Origin of the sequence: Ruegeria pomeroyi DSS-3 (assembly GCF_000011965.2) — a bacterium.
Taxonomy (GTDB): domain Bacteria; phylum Pseudomonadota; class Alphaproteobacteria; order Rhodobacterales; family Rhodobacteraceae; genus Ruegeria_B; species Ruegeria_B pomeroyi.
This window is the reverse complement of the sequence record NC_003911.12, coordinates 2,503,260-2,525,854: the sequence shown is the minus strand read 5'-3', so window position 1 is coordinate 2,525,854 and position 22,595 is coordinate 2,503,260. Positions and strand designations below refer to the sequence as shown.

Below are 22,595 nucleotides of genomic sequence, written 5' to 3'. Positions count from 1 at the left end.
GGGCTAAGTTTATCCAGAAGGCATAGGAAACATACAACCAATCACAATGCAGCATTGCCAGAGGGAGGCGAAGATGAAGCTGACCCAGCTTCAGTATTTCTGCGGCGTCGTTGAGCACGGAGGCTTCATTTCGGCGGCCAGGGAACTTAGTGTTGCCCAGCCCGCGCTGAGCCGCCAAATCTCGGATCTTGAGAAGGAACTGGAGTGCCAACTGCTTGAGCGTGGTCCTGCAGGGACGAAGGTGACAGCATCGGGCCAGCGGTTCTATTCCCGCGCCAAGAACGTTCTCGAACAGGTAAACCTTGCCAGGGCAGACGCCAAATCCGGCACGGACATGCTGACCGGTCAGATCACCATGGCACTGCCCGTGGGCATGGCGTCGCATCTCGCCGCGCCCATCGTGAAGAATGTCAGTGATGCCTATCCCGGCATCTCTGTCAGGATCGAGGACGGTCTGGGCTATGAAACCGGTCAGACCATCGACGCGGGCAAGGTCGATTTCGGGCTGCTGGCCAATGTCGGCAACCTTCAGAACGTTTCCATCGAACCGGTGTTCGAGGAATATCTCTTTCTGTTCAGCAAGCGGTCGGGAGAGCCGGACACATCGGACATCGATCTGATAGAGTTGCAAAATCTGCCGCTGATCATGCCAAACCGTAAGGTCAACGTGCGCCGGGCGCTCGAAAACAGCATGATGAAGATCGGCGGGCAACTGACCGTGGCCTATGAACAGCAGTCGCTTTTGACCATCCGCAGCATGGTGAAGGCGGGCATCGGGTCCACCGTGTTGAATTGGCCATCGATGGCCGATCTGTGGTTCTCGGGCGATCTGGATGCACGGCGGATCGTCAATCCGGGCTTGTCGCGTACTGTCTGTTTGGCGGTGCCGACCAACCGCCCGCTGTCCTCCGCAGCGACCGCAGCATATGACATCGTGCGTCAGACATTGATCGCCGAGGTGAAGGAAGGCAACTGGCGCGGCGGTGTGATGTTGAAGGACATCAACTGAGCCGCGCGGCGCGAAAGGCAATCGCAAATCCACATTATGGGAATAGCCAATTGGGATTTGTTGGTGCTGACACTCTGCGGGTAGGGAACTGGGTATCGGATCACGATGCAGGTAAAGTATGCCAGACCTTACTCTCCCCACTTCACCCTGGATGGACGAAGAGCTTTTGATGCTTTCGGACGCCTGTGCACAGTTTTACGAACGGGAGTGTTTGCCGCATTATGAAGAGTGGGAAGCGCAGGGATCTTTTCCGCGTGACTTGTGGCTGAAGGCGGGTGAAATGGGCTTGCTGGGTGCGGAGGTGCCCGAAGACTATGGCGGCTTGGGCGGCAGCTTCGCGCATGATGCGGTCATTGCCTATCAAGGCAATCTGGCCGGGATTGATGGCTGGGGCGGCGGTCTGCACAACTCGATCGTGATCCCGTATCTCATTCACTACGGTTCCGAAGATCAGAAAAAGCGTCTCCCCCCGCGCATGATCTCGGGCGATCTGATCGGCGCCATTGCGATGACCGAACCCGGCGCCGGATCAGATTTGCAGAACATCAAGACGACCGCTGTCAAGGATGGCAATCATTACAGGATTTCCGGCTCGAAGACCTTCATCACCAATGGCGCGCTGGCGAACATGATCATTGTCGCGGCCAAGACCGAGCCAAAGGTGGGCGGGCGTGGCATTTCCCTGTTTCTGGTGGAAACCGATGGGCTCGAGGGTTTCCGGCGGGGGCGCAATCTCGACAAGCTGGGGATGAAGTCGAACGACACGTCAGAGCTCTTCTTTGACGATATGCGCGTTCCTGCTTCGGCCCTGTTGGGCGCAGAAGAAGGGCAGGGTTTTGTACAAATGATGCAGCAATTGCCGCAAGAGCGGCTGCTGATCGGTGTCTATGCTGTGGCGCGGATCGAGCGCGTCCTGCGCGTCACCCTGAACTACGTCGCCGAGCGGTCAGCATTTGGGAAAAAACTCGCTGACTTTCAGAACACCCAGTTCGTGCTGGCCGAGTGCGCAACCGAGGCGACAATTGCCAAGACATTCCTCGATGCCTGCATTTCGGAACATCTCGAAGGCAATCTGACCACCGAAAAGGCCTCGATGGCGAAATACTGGCTGACCGATCTGCAGGCAAAGATCATCGACCGCTGTCTGCAGCTTTTCGGCGGCTATGGGGTGATGTCTGAATACCCGATGGAGCGCATGTACCGCGACAACCGGATTGAACGGATTTACGCCGGCACCAACGAGATCATGAAACTGGTGATCGCGCGCGGATTGCTGAGGGACTGAGCATGGAAATTGGCAGCGATATTGTGCTTTGTGAAACATCAAACAAGGTTGCGCGCTTGACGCTCAACCGTCCGGCTGCGCGCAATAGCCTGTCCCTTGCCATGCTGGAGCAACTGCATAAGACACTGCACGCGCTTGGCACTGATAACAGCATCCACGTCATCATTATCGCGGGCAATGGGCCTGCCTTTTGTGCCGGCCATGACTTGAAGGAAATGACGGCGGCCCGCAGCAGACCGGACAAGGGAAAAGAGTTTTTCCAGCAAACAATGTCGGCCTGTTCGCGCCTGATGCAATCGATTGTGACCTGCCCCAAGCCTGTGATTGCGCAGGTTCATGGCATAGCCACCGCCGCCGGGTGTCAGCTTGTGGCAAGCTGCGATCTGGCCGTCGCGGCAAGTGATGCGCGTTTCGCTACCCCCCGGCGTCAATATTGGCCTTTTCTGTTCCACCCCGATGGTCGCTCTCAGCCGCAATGTGTCGCGCAAGCGTGCGATGGAAATGCTTTTGACCGGTGATATGTTGTCAGCTGAGGATGCCGCCGGGTTTGGTTTGTTGAACAAAATCACCACGCCTCAGAATTTGACAACCGAAACAGAGGCGTTGGCAAACAAGATCGCTTCGAAAGCGCCGGCCACCCTGAGGATCGGGAAAGAGGCCTTTTACAAACAGGCCGAGATGACGCTGCAAGACGCCTATGATTACGCATCGCAGGTCATGGTCGCCAATATGATGAAACCGGATGCAGAGGAAGGCATCGGGGCTTTCATCGAAAAACGCCCGCCGAATTGGCAGGCACTGGGAGGATAATCAATGGAGTGTTGTGGGCCGGGCTATGCGTCCCCTCAGGCGGCGATTGAGGCACCGCGTGAGAAGCTGCTTTATACGATTGCGATTTACACTGGCACGGGCATTCAGAAGCCGGATTATCTGGCGACTGTGGATGTGGACCCGGACAGTCCGACGTATAGTCAGGTCATTCACCGGCTGGAAATGCCGGGCATCGGGGACGAGTTGCATCACATGGGCTGGAACGCCTGCTCGTCCTGTCATGACGATGGCTCGATGTCCCGCAAATACCTGATCCTGCCCGGTGTGCGCTCCAACAAGCTGCATATCGTCGATACCGCCACCGATCCCCGCGCGCCGCGCCTGCACAAGGTCATCGACGGGGCCGAGATCAAGGCCAAGGCGGATTTGTCGGGGCCGCACACGGTGCATTGTCTGGGGAGTGAGATCATCATCTCGTTCCTCGGCGATGCCAAGGGCGAGGCACCGGGCGGATACCTGCACCTGAACAAGGATTTCAACATCGTCGGCCGATGGGAAAACTCGATGGGCGACATCAAGTTCGGCTATGATTTCTGGTATCAGCCGCGCCACAACGTGATGGTGAGCAGCGAATGGGCCGCGCCAAATACCTTCATGCCGGGGTTCGACCTTGAGGAGGTCGGGCATCTCAAATACGGGCGCGAATTGCACTTCTGGGATTTCGAGAAGCGCGAGCCCGTCGAGAGTTTCTATCTGGGCGAGGATGGATTGCTTCCGCTGGAGGTAAAGTTCCACCACAACCCCGACAGCACTCATGGGTTCTGCGGCGCGGCCCTGTCCACCAATGTCATCCACTGGTGGAAGGACGGTGCGGGCAAGTGGCAATGGGAAAAGATCATCGATGTCGAAAACGAGATGCACCCCGACTGGCCGATCCCGCTGCCTGGTGTGATGTCGGCGATCCTGGTCTCGATGGATGACAAGTACCTCTACCTGAATAACTGGCTGCATGGCGACATGCGCCAGTATGACATCACCGACCCGCACAACCCGAAACTGACCGGGCAGGTCTTTATGGGCGGGCTTTTGAACAAGGCGCCGGTGGTCAATGGCGTCGAAATGGCGGGCGGCCCGCAGATGTTCCAGCTGAGCCTCGACGGACGCAGGCTTTATGTGACGACCAGCCTGTTTTCCACATGGGACAACCAGTTCTACCCGGAGATCCGCGAAAAGGGCGGGGTCATGGTGATGATCGATTGCGATCCGGAAAACGGTGGCATGAAAATCAACCCGGATTTCATCGTTGATTTCGGGAAAGAGCCGAACGGCCCCTCGCGCTGCCACGAAATGCGCTATCCGGGCGGCGATTGCACAAGCGACATCTGGCTATGACGACCCACACCGTCACGATCGCCAACCGCGAGGGCGCATCCTTCCAGGTCAACGCCCGCCGCCCGCTGCTGGAACAGTTGCGCGACCAGGGCGTCGATCTGCCCTATGGCTGTGAATACGGCGGCTGCATCACCTGCGCGGCCAAACTCACGGCAGGTGAAGTGGACCAGCGTCGGCAGGTGGCCCTCAACAACCGGCAGATTGCCAACGGCTACGTGATCCTCTGCGTGGCCCGCGCGACCTCCGACATCACGCTGGAAATTGGGGTGGAAAGTCACGACACGCTCTATCGCAACCCCTTCCTCGACCCGCTGCAGCCGCACGAACTCAAGGCGGACATCGCCACGCCAAGGCCATCAATTGGCGATGCGTTGGAGCAGACAAAAGAAAGCTGAGTCATGCCCGAAGCCGACATCGATCACATTTACGATTACGACCCGTCATACATTGCCGACATCCTGAAGTCGGTCAAAACCATCGCCATGGTCGGGGCCAGTGCGGACAAGACCAAGTTCAGCTATGGCGTGCTGCGCCAGCTGAGCGAGATCGGCTATGACATTCTGCCCGTCAATCCCAACCCGAATGTCTCCGAAATCCGGGGATTGAAGGTCTATCATTCTCTGGAGGAAATCGACCAGCCGGTCGACATGGTGGATGTCTTCCGACCCAAAGAGGAGCTTTACGGCTTCGCCGAGAAAGCCATCGCCATCGGGGCAAAAGTGCTTTGGGGTCAGATCGGTGTCTATGACGACAAGGCCGCCGCCCTGGCCGAAGACGCAGGTCTCAAGGTCGTCATGAACCGCTGCCCCAAGATCGAGCTCTTCCGACCGTTCTGGAAGCCAAGGCTCGACCTCGAAATCTGAACCAGAAGTTTCGCGCGCCCGCTGCCTGTGGCTGCGGCTTTGCCAGCCCTTCGGATTGGACGCTCGGCGCGATTTCGCGGTGGATTGACAACAAGAGAACAAGACCGATCGTTATGGCTCAGACTATTACCTAGAGCGCCAGGGACATAACCAGGGAGGCGCTTGGAGTTGTTCCTGCCTTGAGTGTCGATGAGGCGCTGGAATCGGTTGGAAGCGAGGACCATGTCTTTGTCGATTTGCGCGACGGGACCGAGCGGCACGTACCGGGTTAATCCCTGGCGCCGTGGAATCCTCGCGCGGTATGGTGGAATTCCACATCGATCCCGAAAGCCCGGCCCATAAGTCTGAATTCAACCAGGACAAGACCTATGTCTTCTATTGTGCCTCGGGCGGCGGTCGGCCCTTGCAGCGCGGTCCGCTATGGAGATGGGGCTGACCCCGGTCGTCAACCTCACCGGCGACATTGCGGCCTGGAAAAACGCGGGCGGACCACTGGTAACGGGCTCCAAATGAGTGATGTTGCAGTCTGTGCGGGCGTATGCATGGCCATTGGCAGCTTTGGTGGCGCGCTGGCTGGAACCTCTTCGTGTGATCTGGCAACGCAGGTTTCGTCAGAGGCCATCGCGCGATCCGGGGTTGCCCCCGCAGAGATTGATCAATCGGTATTTGTAATGTGATTCATACCGAACCCCGCGACATGTATCTGGCGCACGTCGCTGCAACTGGGTCAGGCCTACCTTAGGCATCGCCTGCGTTGACGCTGAACCGGCTTTGCGACATGCACTGCTTCAGTCCGGCCGAAGTGAACCCAATTGTCGAAGTCATCAAGGCCCCGAGGACGGCTTCGGAAACCATGGCCCCGCTGTGCTGCCATTTTTGGCTCGATGCCAGAAGGAAGCCATCGAATGCAAGGATTACAGCGGATTTGCCCTCGACCGGTTTTTCTGCCCATACACAAATGAAGCCGCGCTGTCTGGACGATGGGCTGGGATCGCCTACCCAAATTGACGAGGTCGCAAAAGAGGTTTTGGGCGTGCCAGTCGGACCATTCTTCGTGATGAACATCGTCAAAGCGAATATGATTGAACTGTGAAAGTGACAACTGTTCTGCTACGTTCTCGCCTCTTGCCCGATTATCTGACAATGACGTTTTCGCGACTTGGCCCGTATGGCGAGAACCAGCACACATTGGGCACGCGTGCTTCTTGATAAACAGTATATGCGATTGCTCAAGTCTGGTTTGTGCCGCACCTCGATGGCCGGCCCTGTCTGTAGCGATTTTTTTGCTGAACTTCTTCCAGTGGAATAACCGGATTGGCGACCTACGCAGCACCGCAAAATCAAACGTGCCGCGGTTGCGAACTGATGCTGCGCCAGCGAAGACTGAAAAGAGAAGGTCGGGAAAGACCTGCATTCTGTCAGTTCACGCGCGGCGCAGCGAATGGCGGCAAACTTGCTCGCACGGATTGGAACCTATCACCCAAAGACGAACGGAGAGGGGTAAGGCCGAGCTACAACATCGCGATTCAGGCGCAACATTTGTTGTAACTTGATCGAAAACGGGCTCGGACGAGCAATAAACGGGCCTGAAACATGCTCTGGCGGGACTGCCCAAGCTGCGATAAACGTCAGTAATGGAAAGAAAATCGCAGAATATCGTACCTTGGCGTATGTCTTGCGCGCCAATGATGGACTGGACGGACCGGCATTGCCGGTATCTGCATCGGCTGCTCAGCCGGCAGACCCTGCTTTACACCGAGATGGTGACCGCGCCGGCTTTGGTGCGGGGGGGGGCCTTGCATCTGTTGGAGTACAGCGTTGAAGAGCATCCGGTGGCCCTGCAACTGGGCGGTTCGGACCCCGAAGAGCTGGCGCAGGCGGCGCGGTTGGGGGCCGAGGCGGGGTATGACGAGATCAATCTCAATTGCGGCTGCCCCTCGGATCGGGTGCAATCGGGGACATTCGGCGCGGTGCTGATGAAACATCCCGGGTTGGTGGCCGATTGTGTCACCGCCATGCGTGAGGCCGTCGATGTCGAGGTGACGGTGAAATGCCGGATCGGGGTAGACGATCAGGACCCCGAGACCGTGCTGCCGGAGTTCCTGGAACAGATCGCCGGGGCAGGGTGCCAGCGGGTGATCATCCATGCGCGCAAGGCCTGGCTGCAGGGGTTGAGCCCGAAGGAGAACCGGGACATCCCGCCGCTTGACTACGATCTGGTGCACCGGATGAAGGCGCGCTTTCCCGGGATGCATATCTCGATCAATGGCGGCATCGACACGCTCGCGGCGGCGCGGGCGCATCTGGATGCGGGGCTGGATGGGGTGATGATCGGGCGGGCCGCCTATCACCAGCCCGCCGATATCCTGTGCAAGGCCGATCCGCTGATCTATGGCACCGGCACGGCCAGCGATCCGGTCACGGCGGTGCGCGCCATGCTGCCCTATATCGAGGCGCATTTGGCCACGGGCGGGCGGCTGCACCAGATCACCCGGCACATGCTGGGGCTGTTTGCCGGGCGCCCGGGTGCGCGCGGCTGGCGGCGGATGCTGTCCGAAGGCGCGGTGCGCCCCGGTGCGGGTCCCGAGCTGGTCGAGGCAGCGCTGGACCAGGTGGCCGGGCTTTGGCACACCTCTGAAACGCCGTTGGACCCCGCGCCGAGGCTTTGAGGCCTCAGCGCCGAAGGGTATCTTGGCCCGGCCTGACGCCGCATGCGCGCGTCAAAATGGGACCGTCTGAGAGGAAGCAAGCAGAATGATCGCCTATGTCACCGTTGGTGCCAACGACATCGCCCGTGCCGAGCGGTTCTATTCCGCGTTCCTGCCCGCCCTAGGATATGTGCTGGAGCGGTATCATGGCGACCTGAGCTACATCTTGCCCCGGCAAGCGGGGCAGTCCTTTGCCCCACCGGATTTCTACGTCAAATCGCCCTTCGATGGCGGGGCGGCCGTGCCCGGAAACGGCAACATGACCGCCTTCGAGGCCTCGGGTCAGGCCCAGGTGCGCGCGCTGCATGCGGCCGCTCTGGCCGCGGGCGGGGCTGACGAGGGGCAGCCGGGATTTCGCGATGCCTATGGGCCGCATTTCTATGTCGGCTATCTGCGCGACCCTGATGGCAACAAGATCGCGCTGTTTTCCAGCAATCCGGCGGATCCCGGACGGGACGGGTAGGGGCCAGCGGGTCACCGCAGGTGATAGCCGCGAAACTCCTTGACCGTCGACAGGCTGAGCAGCGTCTTCATCTGCGACACCGCCGGGATTGCCGACAGCGAACTGCGATAGAGCGCCTCGTAATCGGCGGGGGAATGCACGCAGACGCGGATCAGGAAATCGAACTCGCCGGTGATCATGTGGCATTCCAGGATCTCGGGCATCGACAGGATCGCCTTTTCAAAGGCTTCCAGGTCCTCGCGCCGTTGCGAATTGAGCTTTACCTCGATAAAGACCTGCACCTCCAGCCCGACGGTCTGGCGGTCGATCTGGGCGGCATAGTTGCGGATGATGCCCTCTGCCTCCATCAACTTGACGCGCCGGTGGCAGGCGGATAACGACAGCCCGATCCGCTCGGACAGGGCCGCCATCGAGATCTGACCGTCCTGCTGCAAGACGGAAAGTATCTTCTTGTCCAGTCCATCCATCGGAAATTTTCTCACCCAGACCCCTCAGCTGGGATATTTTCCGAAAATTTTCCGACGGGCAAGGAATTTTCGTAACAAATCGCCTGCTCTGTGGTGTACTTTACAAGTGCGTCAGAAGGACGCGCAGCATCCCCAGGGAGGAAGACATGACAACCAAATTCGTCGTCGGCTACGACGGCAGCGCGGCATCCCGCCGGGCGCTCGACTTCGCCATGGAGCGGGCGAAGGCCGGGGGAGCCTCGATCATCGTCGCACATGTTCTGGAATGGTCGCCCTATTCGTTCCTGACCCCGACCGAGATCGAAGAGCGCCACAAGCGCCGGGCCGAGGAAATGGCACGTGCCGAAACCGCGATCCTGGCACCGCTCAAGGCGGAACTGGCCGGCAGCGGCGTCGAGATCGAGACCGCGATCCGCTATGGTCAGGTCGCCGACACGCTCTGCGACATCGCCACCAAGAGCGGCGCAGCGCAGATCTTCATCGCACGTCAGGGTGAAAGCGGCCTGGCCGCGCGCGTCTTCGGCTCGGTTGCCGGTACGCTTGCCCAATACGCTCCCGTGCCTTGCACGATCGTGCCGTAAACGGCCAACAGACGAGGGATATCATGAACACACCTATCAAAGCCGCGGCGCTTGCCGCGCCCATGGCCATGCTGAGCGCAGCGCCGGTCCTGGCCCAGTCCGTCGACGAGAAGGTCAACCAGATCTTCGCCAACTCGACCGGCTGGTTCGTCAACTTCATCTTCAGCCCGTTCCCCGGCACCTCGTTCCCCTGGATCGTGATGTGGCTGGTGATCGCCGCGACGGTGTTCACACTCTATTTCGGCTTCATCCAGTTCCGGGCGTTTCCGCATTCCATCTCGCTGGTCAAGGGCGACTATTCCGACCCCAATGACGCGGGCGAGGTCAGCCATTTCCAGGCGCTGGCCACCGCGCTGTCGGGCACCGTGGGTCTGGGCAACATCGCCGGTGTTGCGGTTGCCGTTGGCATTGGCGGCCCGGGCGCGACCTTCTGGATGATCCTTGCCGGTCTCCTGGGCATGGCATCCAAATTCACCGAATGTACGCTGGGTGTGAAGTACCGCAACGAATACGCGGACGGCACCGTTTCGGGTGGCCCGATGTATTACATGACAAAAGGGTTCAAGGAACGGGGCCTGCCAGCAGGCGGTTTCATGGCGATCCTGTTTTCGATCTTCTGTGTTCTTGGCGCCCTTGGCGGTGGAAACATGTTCCAGGCCAACCAGGCCCACGCGCAGATCGCCAACGTTGTGGGTGATTTCCCGGGCTGGATCACCGGCTTTATCTTTGCCGGCATCGTCTTTGCCGTCATCGTCGGTGGCCTGAAATCCATCGCCAGCGTGACCGAAAAGGTCGTGCCCTTCATGGGCGTGCTCTATGTGGCCACCGCGCTGGTGATCATCCTGATGAACGCGGACATGATCGGCTGGGCCTTTGGCCAGATCTTTGCCGGTGCCTTTACCGGGCTGGGCATTGCCGGTGGCATGGTCGGCGCGCTGATCCAGGGCTTCAAGCGGGCCGCCTTCTCGAACGAGGCGGGCGTGGGTTCGGCTGCGATCGCCCACTCGGCGGTGCGCACCAAGGAACCGATCACCGAAGGCTTCGTGTCGCTGCTGGAACCCTTCATCGACACCGTGGTGATCTGCACCATGACCGCGCTGGTGATCATCATCACCGGTCAGCTGGTCAGCGATCCGAATACCGGCCTGTACCTGCTGGACGAGGGCGCAAGCACCATCCAGACCGTTGACGGCAACAAGGGCGTGGCGCTGACCTCGGCGGCCTTCTCCTCGGCCTTCCCGTTCTTCAAGTACATCCTGGCCATCGCGGTGATCCTGTTCGCTTTCTCGACCATGATCAGCTGGTCCTACTATGGCCTCAAGGCCTGGACCTTCCTGTTCGGCGAAGGCAAGACCAAGGAATTGACCTTCAAGATTATCTTCTGCCTCTTCGTGGTGATCGGCGCCTCGGCTAATCTCGGCCCGGTGATCGACTTCTCGGATGCGATGATTTTTGCCATGGCCGTGGTCAACATCATGGCGCTGTATCTGCTGATGCCGATCGTCAAGAAAGAGCTCGACTCCTATCTGTCGCGGCTCAAGTCGGGCGAGATCAAGAAGTTCGGCTAAGCTTCTGAAATAAGAATGGAAAGGGCGGGGGATACCCCGCCCTTTTTTGTGGAAGGAAGTTGTGTGGCCTGAACGGCTCTCTTGCCATGTGCCATATTTCTTTGCGCAAATACCGCGCTGCCGGGGCAATGCGCTTTTCGCCGATCGCATCCACGCGCTGCATACCCTGGCCAACAAGCACGTCAACCTGCCGCAACTTCTGAACTATTTCCTCGGGTTTGTGCCGCGTGTTTGCCGTTCTCTGTCCTCCGTTCCCTGAACATGACGGTGGACCAATTCAGATGGGGAGGTGCGCTCCAGACCGGCACGCCGGATCGGCCCAGCGGGCCCCTTCAGTCTTCGGATGCCGAGGGCAGAGCGACCCCTTCCTGCCGGAAAATCGCGATCGTTTTCGAGCGTGAGGTGGTGCCGATCTGTTTGAAGATGGCCGATACATGCGATTTGACCGTGCTTTCGGAGAGGTCGAGCAGCCTTGCGATCTCCTTGTTGGCCAACCCCTTGCACATCAGCTCGAAGACATCGCGTTGCCGGGGTGTGAGGTTTTGTTCGGGCCGTTCGGAACTGTCCAAAGGCGTCGCGACCTCTGCCATCCTCCCGCCTTGCAGATAGGAACGGGGCAGGAAAATCTCGCCTTCGAGGATCAAGGACACCGCATGGATCAAGACCTGTGGATCCGCCGATTTGGGGATGAAACCATCCGCTCCGGCCTCCAGCGCGGCCCTGATCAGCTCATGATCCGTCTCGCCCGAGATCAGCGCGACCGCGTTCGAGGGATCGAACCGCTTGAGGCGGACCAGCCCGTCGATAGCCTCGGCATCCGGCAGGTTGACATCCAGCAGGATCAGATCGACCGTGTTATCCGCCTCCAGAAAGGCCAGCGCGTCCGAGACCGTCTCGGCCCCTTCGACCCGCATGCCCGAAAAGGCGCCCTCCAGCAGGTTCTTGGCGCCTGCCCGGATCAGGTGATGGTCATCCACGATCAACACAACGGTCATTGTCTGCCCTCTTTCCCCATCCGTTGCAGGATTAACAGCCCGGGCGCGCTGGTTCCATGGCTATCCGCGTATCATGACAGAGCTGTCCCGGCCTCCGATCTTGGATGCGGTGTAAATATGGTAGTAGATGCGCGAAAAATCCCGAAGCAGTTCGTTATGCAACGATGTGGTGCTGATCGAGGACAGGGTGCCCTCGGCAAGCCGGCTGAAATGGGCCTGGCGGCTTTCATCCACCATCCGCTCCAGTTCCTTGCGGCCCTTTTGCAGTGTCTTGCGCACCTTGGCATCGCCCAGCAGCGCGGCGGACAATGCCAGACGGATACCCTGATGGATCAGCTCCAGCATCTCCAGCAACTCGGCGGTTCCGGCCTCCGAAAACCGGATCTGCTCGTGCGAGGTCGAGGCCGTCAGTTCGACCGCGTTTGTCACCAGCTCTGACACATGTCCCAGATTGGTCGCGATCAGCAGCAGGTTCATCGCCTTGGCGCTGTCACTTTCCGAGATTTCCTCGCGGGTGATATCGGTCAGATAGAACTTGAACTCCTCTAGCATCGCGGCGACCCGCGCGCGGTTCTCCTGGGCACCCTGCACATCGACCTGGTCTCGTGCGGCGATGCCGCCTGACAGCAGCGCCAGGGAATCTTCGATCCGCTCGTTCACGCGGTAAAGCTCGCGCGTGGCACTGGTCAGGGCCAGGGCAGGCGAGGTGATGAGTTCCTTGTCGAGATACTTCGTGACCGGTTCGACGGCGCCGGCGCCGGTATCGGGAAAGACGCGCGCCAGCAGCGCGGCGGCGGTCTGCACCCAGGGCAGGAACAGCGTGGCCACCAACAGGTTGAACGTCAGGTGGAAATTCACCAGCACCTGCGCGTCGCCGCCAAAGGACTGGAGCCGTTCACCTACCCAGGGCAGGAAGGGCAGCACCAGCAGGCTGGCCAGCAACTTGAATCCCGCGTTGCCAAGGGCGGCGTGCTGGCTTTGCGGGCCGGTGCTGAGCGTTGCGATGATCGGCGGGATGGTGCCGCCGATATTGGCCCCCAGGATCATGACAAGCCCGGTGCCGGTGGGCACGATGCCCGCGCTGGCCAGCGAGGCGGTCAGCAGCACCACCGCCAGACTGGAATGCACCAGCCAGGTCAGCACCGCCATCAGGAACAGGGTCAGCAGAACCTCGCCCTCGAGCGCCGAAAGGACATAGGCCAGCCCGTCGGCCTCTCGCAACGGCTGCGAGGACATGCGGATCAGGCTCAGCGCCAGCAGAACCATGCCCAGCCCGACAATGGCGCGGCCGATCTGGCGGGTCGCGAAGCGCCCGCCCCGGCCATGCAGGAAGAAGCCTATCAGAATGGCCGCATAAGCCAGCCAGGACAGATTGAACGACAGGATCTGGGCCGAGATCGACGTGCCCACATCCGCCCCCAGCATCACCGCAAGCGCCGCCGGCGTCTGCACCAGACCCTTGGAGGCGAAGGACGATATGATCAGTGCCGTCGCGGTGCTGCTTTGCAGGAAGACCGTGATCGCCAGCCCAACCCCGAACGAGGTGAGCCGGCCACTGATCGCCAGCCCCAGATAATGCCGCAGCGAGCCGCCAAAGGCACGGATGAACCCCGTGCGGACAAGGCGAATGCCCCAGAGCATCAACGCGACAGATCCGACGATCTGCACAAGTACGACCGTGCTGGTAATGGCCAGCCCTCCCTTTTGGTTCCGACTGACTCAGTGTGACAGGATCTGGCTCAGGAATTTCTGGGTGCGATCCACCTGCGGATTGTCGAAGAACGCGTTTGGCGTGTTCTCTTCGACGATCTCGCCGCCATCCATGAAGATCACCCGGTCGGCCACCGAGCGGGCAAAGGCCATTTCATGGGTGACGCAGATCATGGTCATGCCGGTGTCGGCCAGCTCGATCATCACGTCCAGCACCTCCTTGATCATTTCGGGATCAAGCGCCGAGGTCGGCTCATCAAACAGCATTACCGAAGGGTTCATGCACAGCGAGCGCGCGATGGCGACGCGCTGTTGCTGGCCGCCCGACAGCTGTCCGGGATACTTGTCCTTCTGCGCGCCGATGCCGACCCGCTCCAGATAGCGGCAGGCGGTTTCCTCGGCCTCGTCACGCGGCATGTTGCGCGCCCAGACCGGGGCAAAGCACAGGTTGTCGAGGATCGTCATGTGCGGAAACAGGTTGAACTGCTGGAACACCATGCCGACCTCGCGGCGGATATGGGTGATGTTCTTCATGTTCTCGTTCAGCACGGTGCCGTTGACGGTGATCGTGCCTTCCTGATGCTCTTCCAGGTGGTTGATGCAGCGGATCAGGGTCGATTTCCCCGACCCCGACGGGCCGCAGATCACGATGCGCTCGCCCTTGGATACGGTCAGGTCGATATCCTTGAGGACATGGAACTCGCCATACCATTTGTTGACCTTCTGCATCTCGATGACGGTTTCGCCGGATGCGATATGGCTTTCGATTTTGACAGTCATTGGTGTCTCCAGAGTTCGATTAGCGCTTGGAACCGGCAGGTCCGCGACGTTCGAGCGCGCGCCCGTAAAGGCTGAGGCTGTAGCAGATCAGCCAATAGACAAAGGCGGCGAATACATAGGCCTCGGCCTGGAAACCCAGCCATTCCGGGTCCAGCGCCGCCCCCCGGACCATGCCCAGGAAATCCAGCAGGCCGACGATGATCACCAGCGAGGTATCCTTGAACAGCGCGATGCAGCGTCCGATCAGCGGGGGCAGGACATGGCGCAACGCCTGGGGCACTACGACAAAGATGATGGTGCGGGCCGGCGATACTCCGAGTGCAAGCGAGGCCTCGGTCTGTCCCTTGGGGATGGCCTGCAGCCCGCCACGCACGACCTCGGCCATGTAGGCGGACGAGAACAGGATCATGCCGATCTGGATGCGCAGCAGGTTGTTGATCACCAGATCCGGCGGCAGGAACAGCGGCATCATCACCGAGGCCATGAACAGGATGGTGATCAGCGGAACGCCCCGGACCAGCTCGATGAAGGCGACGCAGATTGCCTTGACCGCGGGCGATCCGTAATGCCGACCCAGCGCCAGAAGAACGCCCAGCGGGATCGACACGATCACACCGACCAGCGCCAGCAGCACCGACAGCATCAGCCCGCCCCAAAGCGACTGGTCGACTTCCTGCATGCCAAAGGCACCGCCGATCATGATCAGGGCAAAGATCGGGAGCACCGCCCAGGCCACGATCAGGGCGATCCCGCGGATCCGGTCGGCATAGGTGAACCCGGCCAGAACCAGCAGCGCGAGCGCGGCGATAGCCGGGCGCCAGGACAGGTCCTGCGGATAGACGCCGACCATCAGAACCTGAAACTTGGCCTGCAGGAAGGGCCAGCAGGCACCGGCGTTCTGGCGGCAGGTCTCATCGTCGCCGAGGAAGGTGGCGTTGATCAGCAGCCACTCGATCAGATTGGGGACAACGGCCAGCAGCACCGCCAGCAGGGACAGCGTGATCGCGGTGTCCTTCCAGCCGCCGAACAGGTTGGCGCGCAGCCAGGCGATCGGTCCGATCTGGGACGCGGGCGCGGGACGCGCGGCCATGGGTTGAAACAGGATGGTATCTTGGGACATTGCGTTACCTTTCAACAAGCTGCACACGGGCGTTCAGCATGTTCATGCCCAGCGAGATGATGAGGTTGATGGTCAGATAGACCGCCATCCACATGGCGATGATCTCGATCGCCTGACCGTTCTGGCCGATGATCGTCCCCCCGACCGAAACCATGTCGGGATAGCCGATCGCCACGGCGAGCGAGCTGTTCTTGACCAGGCTGGCATAGTCGTTGGTGGTTGCCGGGATGGTCACTCGCAGCGCCTGCGGCAGCAAAACCATCCGCGTCACCACGCCGCTGGAAACACCCAGGGCATTGGCAGCTTCGATCTGGCCGGCATGAACCGACTGGATGCCGCTGCGCACGTTCTCGGCAACATAGGCCGCGGTGTAGAGAACCAGACCGATCAGCAGCGAGGCAAACTCGGGCTTGATCGACAGGCCGCCTTTGAAGTTGAACCCCTTGTAGACCGGCAACTCGCTGGTCAGGGGCTGACCGCTGGCCAGAAAGGCGAGCCCGCTCAGGGCAAGGAAGATCGCCAGCCCGCCGCGAAGCCCGGGCACCGAACGGCCGGTGCGCACCTTGTAGGATTTTGCCCAACGCCAGAACATCACCGCCAGAACCAGCGCCACGGCAGAGGCCCCGAGAAACAGCCCGATCCCGTCTTCGGCAACCGGCCGGGGCAGGTAGAACCCGCGTTTGGACAGGAAGACACCCTCGCTCAGCGCGATGGCATCGCGCGGATGCGGCAGTGCGGCCAGAACCACCGTGTAGATGAAGAACAGCGTCAGCAGCAGCGGCAGGTTGCGCAGGGTCTCGACATAAATGGCCGCGCCCTTGGCCAGCAGCCAGTTGCGCGACACCCGCGCAACGCCGATGACGATCCCCAGCAAGGTCGAGAACACGATGGCCAGGACCGAGACAAAGAGCGTGTTCAGGATCCCGACCAGAAAGGCATATCCGTAACTGCGGGTCGGGGAATAGTCGATCAGGCTGTCGCCGATGGGCAGGCCCGCCTCGTGCCCGAGAAAGGCGAACCCGCTCTCGATCCCACGGATGGCCAGATTTTCCTGCGTGTTGGAGAACAGGACGTAAAGGATCGCGATGACAACGACCAATACCCCGCCCTGCGACAGGAGTGAGCCCGGGGACCAGGCTGCCGTTTTCTTGGATGAAGGCATATCAGGATTCACCAATCGGTTTCAGAGGACGGTCGACCCCAAGGGCCGACCGTGAGCGTTTCAGATCGAGGATCGGCGCGATCAGCGAACCGGCATCGCGTAGAGAATGCCGCCATCGGTCCACAGCGCATTCACACCGCGCTCCAGACCCAGCGTCGCGGTCAGGTTGCGGTCGTAGATCTCGCCGTAGTTGCCTACCGCGCTGATCGTGTCGACCATCCAGGTGCTGTTCAGCCCGAGGAAGCCCCCGGTGTCGCCGGACGTTCCCAGCAGCCGCTGGATGTTCGGATTGGTCGAACTTGCCGTCATCTCCGCCACATTGGCCTGGGTCACGCCCAGCTCCTCGGCGGTGATCAGGCCGTAGACGACCCAGGTCACGATATCCTTCCACTGGTTGTCGCCATGGGCGACAAACGGGGCAAGAGGCTCTTTCGAGATGATCTCGGGCAGGATCTTGTGTTCGGACGGATCGGCAAAGCCGGCGCGAAAGGCCGCAAGCTGGCTGGCATCCGTGGTCAGGGCGTCACACCGGCCCGAGGCATAGGCCTCGACCGCCTCGCGTTTGCCTTCGAAGACCACCGGCTCGAGGGTCAGACCGTTGGCGCGGGCGAAATCGGCCATGTTGAGCTCGGTCGTGGTGCCGGTTGTCAGACAGACGGTTGCGGCGTCCAGTTCCCTGGCGCTGGTCACACCGGCATCGGCGCGCACCATGAAGCCCTGGCCGTCGTAATAGACGACCGAGGTGAAATCGACGCCCTCGGCCGAGTCGCGCTTCATCGTCCAGGTGGTGGTGCGCGAGGTCATGTCGACCTGGCCGCTGGAAACGGCCAGCACCTTCTGCTTGGAGGCCAAAGGCACGAAGCGCACGGCGTTTGCATCGCCCAGCGTTGCCGCTGCGACGGCGCGGCAGATATCCGCGTCCAGACCGGTCCAGACCCCTTCCGAGTTCGGGTTCGAGAAGCCCGGCACGCCTTCGCTGACACCACAGGCCAGCTCGCCGGCCGCCCGGACATCGTCCAGCTTGCCCGCATGGGCGCCGGTCGCCATCGCGGCAGCGGCCGCCGCCAGGATCACGAGTGTTTCTTTGTTCCGCATTCTATCCTCCCAGTTTTGCGTCAGGCGCGGCCCTGTGGCCCCGTTACGGGCACCGGCCGGCTTGGAGAGCGAGACTAGGTAGAGGCCCGCCGTCGGGATATTGGCCTGATGGGGGAGGCGGGCGCGTTCCGGGCCTTTCCCAATTGCGCCATTCGGCACAAAGGGACTAGTCCTTTCGGATGAGGCGAAATTTAAGGACGTGTTTTCAGCATCTTGCCGGCCATGCTTCGGCGCCGTGGCCGCCGAGCGCTCTCGTCATTCAGGCGTATTGGTCATTCGCGCCTATGGGGTCATACCTGAGGTATTCCGGGCAGGAGAGGAGGAATACGATGACGAAATTTCTGGCGATACCGGGTGAAAAGGGCGCTAGCGCGACCTGTTTCGCGGACTTTGTCAACCATGCCGGCGCCTCTGCCGGGTTGGCGCATGGGGCGATGGTCGCATCTTCATCCGCACATGTATTCGATATGCCACCGATCGTCAGTGCACCAGTCGGCGAACGCGCCCGGCTGCGCGCGATGGCCGCGCGACAGGGGATGGATATCTGTTTCCTGCGCGGCAATCCGGTCAAGCGCAAATTGCTGGTGGCGGATATGGAAGCGACGATCATTCTCGACGAGATGCTTGATCTGCTGGCCGAGGACCGCGGCCAGGGCGCCGAGGTCGCCGCAATCACAGCCCGTGCCATGGCGGGCGAGCTGGACTTTGCCCAGTCGCTGGCCGAGCGCACCCGGCTGTTGGCGGGAACGCCGCTGGCCCAGCTCGAAGGGCTCTGCCAGCGCATCCGGCTGGCCCCCGGTGCCCGGGCGCTGGTGCAGACCATGCGCGCAGCAGGCGCCCGCACGGTTCTGGTGACCGGCGGCTACGGGATCTTTGCGCAAGAGGTCGCGTGGCTGTGCGGGTTCGATCATGTGGTGGCGAACAATCCTGTGATCGAGGCGGGCGTCATGACCGGCGCGCTCACCTTGCCGATCTGCACGGCTGAGACCAAGCGCGAGGTGCTGCTGGCGGAATGCGCCGCCCTGGGCATCGGACCAGAGATGGCCTGTTGCATTGGCGATGGGGCAAATGACATGTTGATGCTGCGGGCCTGTGGCCTGCCTGTCAGCTACAGGGGGAAACCGGTCGTGCAGGACATCGTCGATCTCGATATCGCGCGGGGCGACCTGACTGCCGCGCTGTTCGCGCAGGGTTTTGCCGCAGATGAGATCGAGGGGCGGTGATGCGGTTTCGCGGCGCGCTGACACTTGGTTTATGGCTGGCGGGGGCGCTCAGCGCGCAGGCCGGCGAGGGCGATACCGGCGCCGCGATCCGGGATCGCGGCTATCTGCTATGTGGTGTCGGCAGCGATGATCTGGGTTTTGCAACGCTGCGCTTTGATGGCGAATGGACCGGGTTCGACGTCGATTTCTGCCGCGCGGTGGCGGCGGCCATGCTGGGCGATGCGACGGCGGTGGAATTTGTGCCGTTGGACAGTCTGAACCGGCTCGAGGTTCTGGCCCGGGGCGAGGTCGATGTGCTGTTTCGCACCACCACCTTTACCTTTGACCGGGACGTGAACGCCGCGCTCGAATTCCCGGCCATCACCTATTACGACAGTCAGAAAGTGCTGGTCTATGCCGATACCGGTGCGCGCACCCTGTCGGATCTGGCCGGCAAGACGGTCTGCGCCAACTCCGGCACCACAAGCATCACCAATATCCGCCACAGGATCGACAGCCTGGGAGGCGGCATCGGCATACAGGAATACGCCTCGCAGGCGGGACGCTGGCGGGCGTTCTTTGGCCGGGAATGCGAGGCGGTGACCGCCGATGGCAGCGATCTGGCCGCGATGATGGCAAGCCGCCCCGGCTATCGCGACGATTTTGTCCTGCTCGAGGACGAGATCGCAAACGAGCCGCTGGGACCTGTCGTGCGCGAGGATGACCGGCAATGGGAGCAGATCGTCCGCTGGGTGATCAACCTGACCCTGGTTGCCGAAACAGCCGGGATCGGGCAGGTCAGCGACCCGGAAGAGATTGCCCGCCTTGCCCTGCCTGCGGGCGCCGATCTGGGCGTGGTCGACACCTGGGGGGCAGAGGTGATCCGCCAGGTCGGCAATTACGACGACATCTTCCGCCGCAATCTGGGGGACGGTTCCGAACTGAGGATGGAGCGTGGGCGCAACGCGCTCTGGACGGACGGCGGCCTGATGTATCCCCTGCCGATGACACCGCCATGATGCGCAGGGCGCAGGTCAGTGTCGGGCGGATCGTCTTTCTGGCGCTGTTTTGCATGTCTCTTGGGGCGCTGGCGATCGGCTTTGTCTCGGTCTATGGCGCCCAGACCTTTCGCCAGGAATTCGAGCGGCTGGTCGACGAGGACCTGCCACAGGCGACGGTGGCAACCCGACTGAACGCCGAGATCCTCGGGCTAACCAGCCTGGTCGGTCTGCTGGTCTCGGCCGACACCGAGATCGCCGCCGCAACCACCCTCATTCAGCTTCAGGATCAGCTTGGCGCGATCGAACGGCAAAGCCGCGACCTGAGCGGTTTTACCCTGCGGCCCGGCGAGTATTCCGATATCGAAACCGCGCTGGCCCAGCTCACCGAAAACCTCGATAGCCTGGTCGCGCTGAACACCCTGCGCCTGCGCAGCGAGGCCGGGATGATCGCATTGTCGGAACGGGCGACCGAGGCGCCCGCCAGCCCAGACGCGCGGCTGGCCTTCCTGCTCTGGCGTCAGGAGCTTGATGCCGCGAACTGGGCGCGCGAGCTCCACGGTCTGGGACAGAAGCTTGACGCGTTGCTCGCCCCGGACCAGACCCATCCGCTGGCGGTGATCGGGCACGAGATGCTGGCGATGCGCAGGACCCTGCTGGAAACGGAGACCGTGCTGCGCGGACGGCTCAAGAACCACATCCAGCTGTCCTATCGCCTGTCCGACAGCACCCGGTTCATGTCCTCGCGCCTGATCTCCGGGGCCAACCAGCGCGGCGACGCCATCCTGTCGCTGGTGCGGACGAACATGTACCTGATCCTGATCAGTTTTCTGGTCTTTGCGACGATCAGCGCCTTCATCTACACCTTTCTGGACAAGCAGGTGGTTGGCCGGGTGCAGAAACTGACCCAGCGCATCCGCGCCTATGAAGGGAGCGGACGCGCGCCCGATCCGGTCGGGCGCAACGAGATCACCCTGATCGAGACCGCCTTTTCGAACCTGACCGCAACGATCGCCGAACGCGAAGGCCGCCTTGTTGCGCTGAATCGGCTTGCCAGCGACGCCCGGCTGGAGGCGGAGGAGGCCAACAGGTCGAAGTCGGAGCTTCTGGCCGCGGCCAGCCATGACTTGCGTCAGCCGGTGCATGCCATGGGGCTTTTGATCGGCGGCATCGACCGCAGCGCGCTGGATGCCGCCTCGTGCGAAACCCTGGATCAGCTGGCACGGCTCACGCAGGAAACGATGCAGCTGTTCAATTCGATCCTCGACCTGTCAAAACTGCAGGCGGGCACCTTTACCGCAGCGCAAGAGCCGATCCGGCTGGCTGAGCTGTTCGGGCGCATCGAGGCCGCGTTCGGCAAACGCGCCGAATTGGCGGGCGCAACTCTGGACATCGCACAACCCGCATCCGACCTCTGCGTGCTGGGCGACGATCAGGCCCTTTATCGCATCCTGGGCAACCTGATTGCCAATGCGATCCAGTATGCGGGCGGCGGGCATATCAGGCTCCATTGCGAGATCGGAGAGGAAAGCTGCATCATCACGGTCGAAGACGATGGGCCCGGCTTTGTTCTGGATGGCGACAAACCGGATATATCCGGTCCCAGGCAAAGCCGCGCGGGTTATGGCCTGGGCCTGTCGATCTGCTTTGCCCTTGCGCAGGCGATGCAGAGCCGGATGACGATTGATCGGCCCGAGACGGGCGGCGTGCGGTTCTCACTGCCGCTGCCGCTGGTGGAGGCCGACGAAGGTCAGCCCGGTGCGCTGCCGGATCCGTCTGTTGGGATCACTGCGCTTGACGGGGTGCGCATTATCCTTCTCGAAGACGACCCCGAGGTGCGCGCCGCGACCCTTCAAAGTCTCAGGCGCCTGAAGTGCGACGTTACGGATTGTGCATCGCGGGAGGATGCACGGCAGCTCATCTCGCAGCAGGCCGGGCCGTTCCTGCTGATCACCGATCTGGATCTCGGGCGCGGGCATCAGGTCTGCTCGTTCGTCGACGAAGCGCTGGAGACTGCTGCAGGTCTTGCCGGTGTCATCGTCACCACGGCAAGTCCTGCCGCAGTACCCGAGGCCTGGCGCCGGACGGGCAATGTCGCCGTTCTGGAAAAACCGTTCTCGGTCAGTCGCCTGGTGCGTCTGGTCCGCTTTCTTGCCAAGCCGAAAAATACTGTCAGCGATACCTGAAACGCGGCTGCAGTCGGCGTTACGGGGCAGGGCTTCGGTAACGGGGGCGCCTCGGTCAAGCGATAGCGGGCAAACGCATTGATCCGCCGGGGCGGTGCGTTTGATCATTGAACCCATGGTCCTTGCCGCGCGAGAGATCGACGAGCCCGGCAAACGACCGCCCGGATACGCTGGCCGCCTGTGTCATCATTTCCCTCTTTGAGAAGCGCCGACCCTTGCGGAAGGAAGCACTGGATGGGC

The 22,595-nt window shown here is 61.4% G+C and carries 20 protein-coding genes and 1 pseudogene; 14 read left to right on the top strand and 7 right to left on the bottom strand.

All coding sequences use genetic code 11. The features are described from left to right. Positions 1 to 73: 73 nt before the first annotated feature. The 9 genes and pseudogenes from SPO_RS12080 (at position 74) to SPO_RS12040 (ending at position 8,491) form a co-directional block, all read left to right on the top strand. The gene (locus SPO_RS12080) at positions 74 to 1,009 is read left to right on the top strand and encodes a LysR family transcriptional regulator (RefSeq protein WP_011048095.1); all 936 of its coding nucleotides are present in this window, start codon (positions 74 to 76) and stop codon (positions 1,007 to 1,009) included. A gap of 118 nt (positions 1,010 to 1,127) precedes the next feature. After that, complete coding sequence (locus SPO_RS12075; RefSeq protein WP_011048094.1) at positions 1,128 to 2,294, top strand: acyl-CoA dehydrogenase family protein; 1,167 nt, start codon at positions 1,128 to 1,130, stop codon at positions 2,292 to 2,294. 2 nt (positions 2,295 to 2,296) lie between these two features. Then, positions 2,297 to 3,104 (top strand): annotated as a pseudogene (locus SPO_RS12070) (enoyl-CoA hydratase). Between the two features lie 3 nt (positions 3,105 to 3,107). Continuing rightward, positions 3,108 to 4,457, top strand: a complete 1,350-nt coding sequence (locus SPO_RS12065; protein ID WP_011048093.1) for a selenium-binding family protein — start codon at positions 3,108 to 3,110, stop codon at positions 4,455 to 4,457. Beyond that, positions 4,454 to 4,852, top strand: a complete 399-nt coding sequence (locus SPO_RS12060) for a 2Fe-2S iron-sulfur cluster-binding protein (RefSeq protein WP_011048092.1) — start codon at positions 4,454 to 4,456, stop codon at positions 4,850 to 4,852. The genes SPO_RS12065 and SPO_RS12060 overlap by 4 nt, the downstream gene beginning before the upstream one ends. Positions 4,853 to 4,855: 3 nt before the next feature. Beyond that, positions 4,856 to 5,320, top strand: a complete 465-nt coding sequence (locus tag SPO_RS12055; RefSeq protein ID WP_011048091.1) for a CoA-binding protein — start codon at positions 4,856 to 4,858, stop codon at positions 5,318 to 5,320. 754 nt (positions 5,321 to 6,074) lie between these two features. Then, positions 6,075 to 6,413 (top strand): 3-hydroxyacyl-CoA dehydrogenase NAD-binding domain-containing protein, encoded by a 339-nt coding sequence (locus tag SPO_RS22895; RefSeq protein WP_144083996.1) that lies wholly within the window; start codon positions 6,075 to 6,077, stop codon positions 6,411 to 6,413. Between the two features lie 577 nt (positions 6,414 to 6,990). Continuing rightward, positions 6,991 to 7,989 (top strand): tRNA dihydrouridine(20/20a) synthase DusA, encoded by a 999-nt coding sequence (dusA, locus tag SPO_RS12045; RefSeq protein ID WP_230981738.1) that lies wholly within the window; start codon positions 6,991 to 6,993, stop codon positions 7,987 to 7,989. 85 nt (positions 7,990 to 8,074) lie between these two features. After that, entirely contained in the window at positions 8,075 to 8,491 is a 417-nt protein-coding gene (locus SPO_RS12040; RefSeq protein ID WP_011048089.1) for a VOC family protein, read from the top strand. Between the two features lie 11 nt (positions 8,492 to 8,502). Here the strand turns inward: SPO_RS12040 and SPO_RS12035 are convergent, their stop codons facing one another. Then, positions 8,503 to 8,958 carry an Lrp/AsnC family transcriptional regulator gene (locus tag SPO_RS12035; protein ID WP_011048088.1) on the bottom strand — a complete coding sequence of 152 codons (456 nt, stop codon included), beginning with the start codon at positions 8,956 to 8,958 and terminating at the stop codon, positions 8,503 to 8,505. A gap of 146 nt (positions 8,959 to 9,104) precedes the next feature. Between SPO_RS12035 and SPO_RS12030 the strand changes: the two genes are divergently transcribed. Continuing rightward, entirely contained in the window at positions 9,105 to 9,539 is a 435-nt protein-coding gene (locus SPO_RS12030; protein ID WP_011048087.1) for a universal stress protein, read from the top strand. 23 nt (positions 9,540 to 9,562) lie between these two features. Then, entirely contained in the window at positions 9,563 to 11,107 is a 1,545-nt protein-coding gene (locus SPO_RS12025) for an alanine/glycine:cation symporter family protein (protein WP_044028377.1), read from the top strand. 332 nt (positions 11,108 to 11,439) lie between these two features. On the opposite strand, the gene SPO_RS12020 is transcribed toward SPO_RS12025, so the two are convergent. The 6 genes from SPO_RS12020 to SPO_RS11995 form a co-directional block, all read right to left on the bottom strand. Beyond that, on the bottom strand, positions 11,440 to 12,102 hold the full coding sequence (locus SPO_RS12020; RefSeq protein WP_011048085.1) for a response regulator transcription factor: 663 nt from the start codon (positions 12,100 to 12,102) through the stop codon (positions 11,440 to 11,442). Between the two features lie 60 nt (positions 12,103 to 12,162). Continuing rightward, on the bottom strand, positions 12,163 to 13,770 hold the full coding sequence (locus SPO_RS12015) for a Na/Pi cotransporter family protein (protein WP_011048084.1): 1,608 nt from the start codon (positions 13,768 to 13,770) through the stop codon (positions 12,163 to 12,165). Positions 13,771 to 13,821: 51 nt separating this feature from the next. Further along, entirely contained in the window at positions 13,822 to 14,592 is a 771-nt protein-coding gene (locus tag SPO_RS12010) for an amino acid ABC transporter ATP-binding protein (protein ID WP_011048083.1), read from the bottom strand. A 19-nt stretch (positions 14,593 to 14,611) separates the two neighbouring features. Then, on the bottom strand, positions 14,612 to 15,712 hold the full coding sequence (locus SPO_RS12005; RefSeq protein WP_051420358.1) for an amino acid ABC transporter permease: 1,101 nt from the start codon (positions 15,710 to 15,712) through the stop codon (positions 14,612 to 14,614). Between the two features lie 4 nt (positions 15,713 to 15,716). After that, a complete protein-coding gene (locus SPO_RS12000; RefSeq protein ID WP_230981737.1) occupies positions 15,717 to 16,811 on the bottom strand; it encodes an amino acid ABC transporter permease in 1,095 nt (364 codons plus the stop codon). Positions 16,812 to 16,955: 144 nt separating this feature from the next. Further along, on the bottom strand, positions 16,956 to 17,969 hold the full coding sequence (locus tag SPO_RS11995) for an amino acid ABC transporter substrate-binding protein (RefSeq protein WP_011048080.1): 1,014 nt from the start codon (positions 17,967 to 17,969) through the stop codon (positions 16,956 to 16,958). A gap of 329 nt (positions 17,970 to 18,298) precedes the next feature. Here SPO_RS11995 and serB point away from each other — a divergent pair, with 329 nt between their 5' ends. From serB to SPO_RS11980, 3 genes are read left to right on the top strand one after another with little or no spacing between them, the layout of a single operon-like run. Further along, the gene (gene serB, locus SPO_RS11990) at positions 18,299 to 19,192 is read left to right on the top strand and encodes a phosphoserine phosphatase SerB (protein WP_011048079.1); all 894 of its coding nucleotides are present in this window, start codon (positions 18,299 to 18,301) and stop codon (positions 19,190 to 19,192) included. Beyond that, entirely contained in the window at positions 19,192 to 20,190 is a 999-nt protein-coding gene (locus tag SPO_RS11985; RefSeq protein WP_230981736.1) for an amino acid ABC transporter substrate-binding protein, read from the top strand. Before serB ends, SPO_RS11985 begins: the two co-directional genes overlap by 1 nt. Beyond that, entirely contained in the window at positions 20,187 to 22,355 is a 2,169-nt protein-coding gene (locus SPO_RS11980) for a hybrid sensor histidine kinase/response regulator (RefSeq protein ID WP_011048077.1), read from the top strand. The genes SPO_RS11985 and SPO_RS11980 overlap by 4 nt, the downstream gene beginning before the upstream one ends. Positions 22,356 to 22,595: the final 240 nt, after the last annotated feature.

What these genes read in the sequence shown, in the direction of transcription:
- SPO_RS12080 (WP_011048095.1), top strand. Translation starts at nt 74, where the DNA reads ATGAAGCTGACCCAGCTTCAGTATTTCTGCGGCGTCGTTGAGCACGGA.
- SPO_RS12075 (WP_011048094.1), top strand. Translation starts at nt 1,128, where the DNA reads ATGCCAGACCTTACTCTCCCCACTTCACCCTGGATGGACGAAGAGCTT.
- SPO_RS12065 (WP_011048093.1), top strand. Translation starts at nt 3,108, where the DNA reads ATGGAGTGTTGTGGGCCGGGCTATGCGTCCCCTCAGGCGGCGATTGAG.
- SPO_RS12060 (WP_011048092.1), top strand. Translation starts at nt 4,454, where the DNA reads ATGACGACCCACACCGTCACGATCGCCAACCGCGAGGGCGCATCCTTC.
- SPO_RS12055 (WP_011048091.1), top strand. Translation starts at nt 4,856, where the DNA reads ATGCCCGAAGCCGACATCGATCACATTTACGATTACGACCCGTCATAC.
- dusA (WP_230981738.1), top strand. Translation starts at nt 6,991, where the DNA reads ATGTCTTGCGCGCCAATGATGGACTGGACGGACCGGCATTGCCGGTAT.
- SPO_RS12040 (WP_011048089.1), top strand. Translation starts at nt 8,075, where the DNA reads ATGATCGCCTATGTCACCGTTGGTGCCAACGACATCGCCCGTGCCGAG.
- SPO_RS12035 (WP_011048088.1), bottom strand. Translation starts at nt 8,958, where the DNA reads ATGGATGGACTGGACAAGAAGATACTTTCCGTCTTGCAGCAGGACGGT.
- SPO_RS12030 (WP_011048087.1), top strand. Translation starts at nt 9,105, where the DNA reads ATGACAACCAAATTCGTCGTCGGCTACGACGGCAGCGCGGCATCCCGC.
- SPO_RS12025 (WP_044028377.1), top strand. Translation starts at nt 9,563, where the DNA reads ATGAACACACCTATCAAAGCCGCGGCGCTTGCCGCGCCCATGGCCATG.
- SPO_RS12020 (WP_011048085.1), bottom strand. Translation starts at nt 12,102, where the DNA reads ATGACCGTTGTGTTGATCGTGGATGACCATCACCTGATCCGGGCAGGC.
- SPO_RS12010 (WP_011048083.1), bottom strand. Translation starts at nt 14,592, where the DNA reads ATGACTGTCAAAATCGAAAGCCATATCGCATCCGGCGAAACCGTCATC.
- SPO_RS12005 (WP_051420358.1), bottom strand. Translation starts at nt 15,712, where the DNA reads ATGTCCCAAGATACCATCCTGTTTCAACCCATGGCCGCGCGTCCCGCG.
- SPO_RS11995 (WP_011048080.1), bottom strand. Translation starts at nt 17,969, where the DNA reads ATGCGGAACAAAGAAACACTCGTGATCCTGGCGGCGGCCGCTGCCGCG.
- serB (WP_011048079.1), top strand. Translation starts at nt 18,299, where the DNA reads ATGACGAAATTTCTGGCGATACCGGGTGAAAAGGGCGCTAGCGCGACC.
- SPO_RS11985 (WP_230981736.1), top strand. Translation starts at nt 19,192, where the DNA reads ATGCGGTTTCGCGGCGCGCTGACACTTGGTTTATGGCTGGCGGGGGCG.
- SPO_RS11980 (WP_011048077.1), top strand. Translation starts at nt 20,187, where the DNA reads ATGATGCGCAGGGCGCAGGTCAGTGTCGGGCGGATCGTCTTTCTGGCG.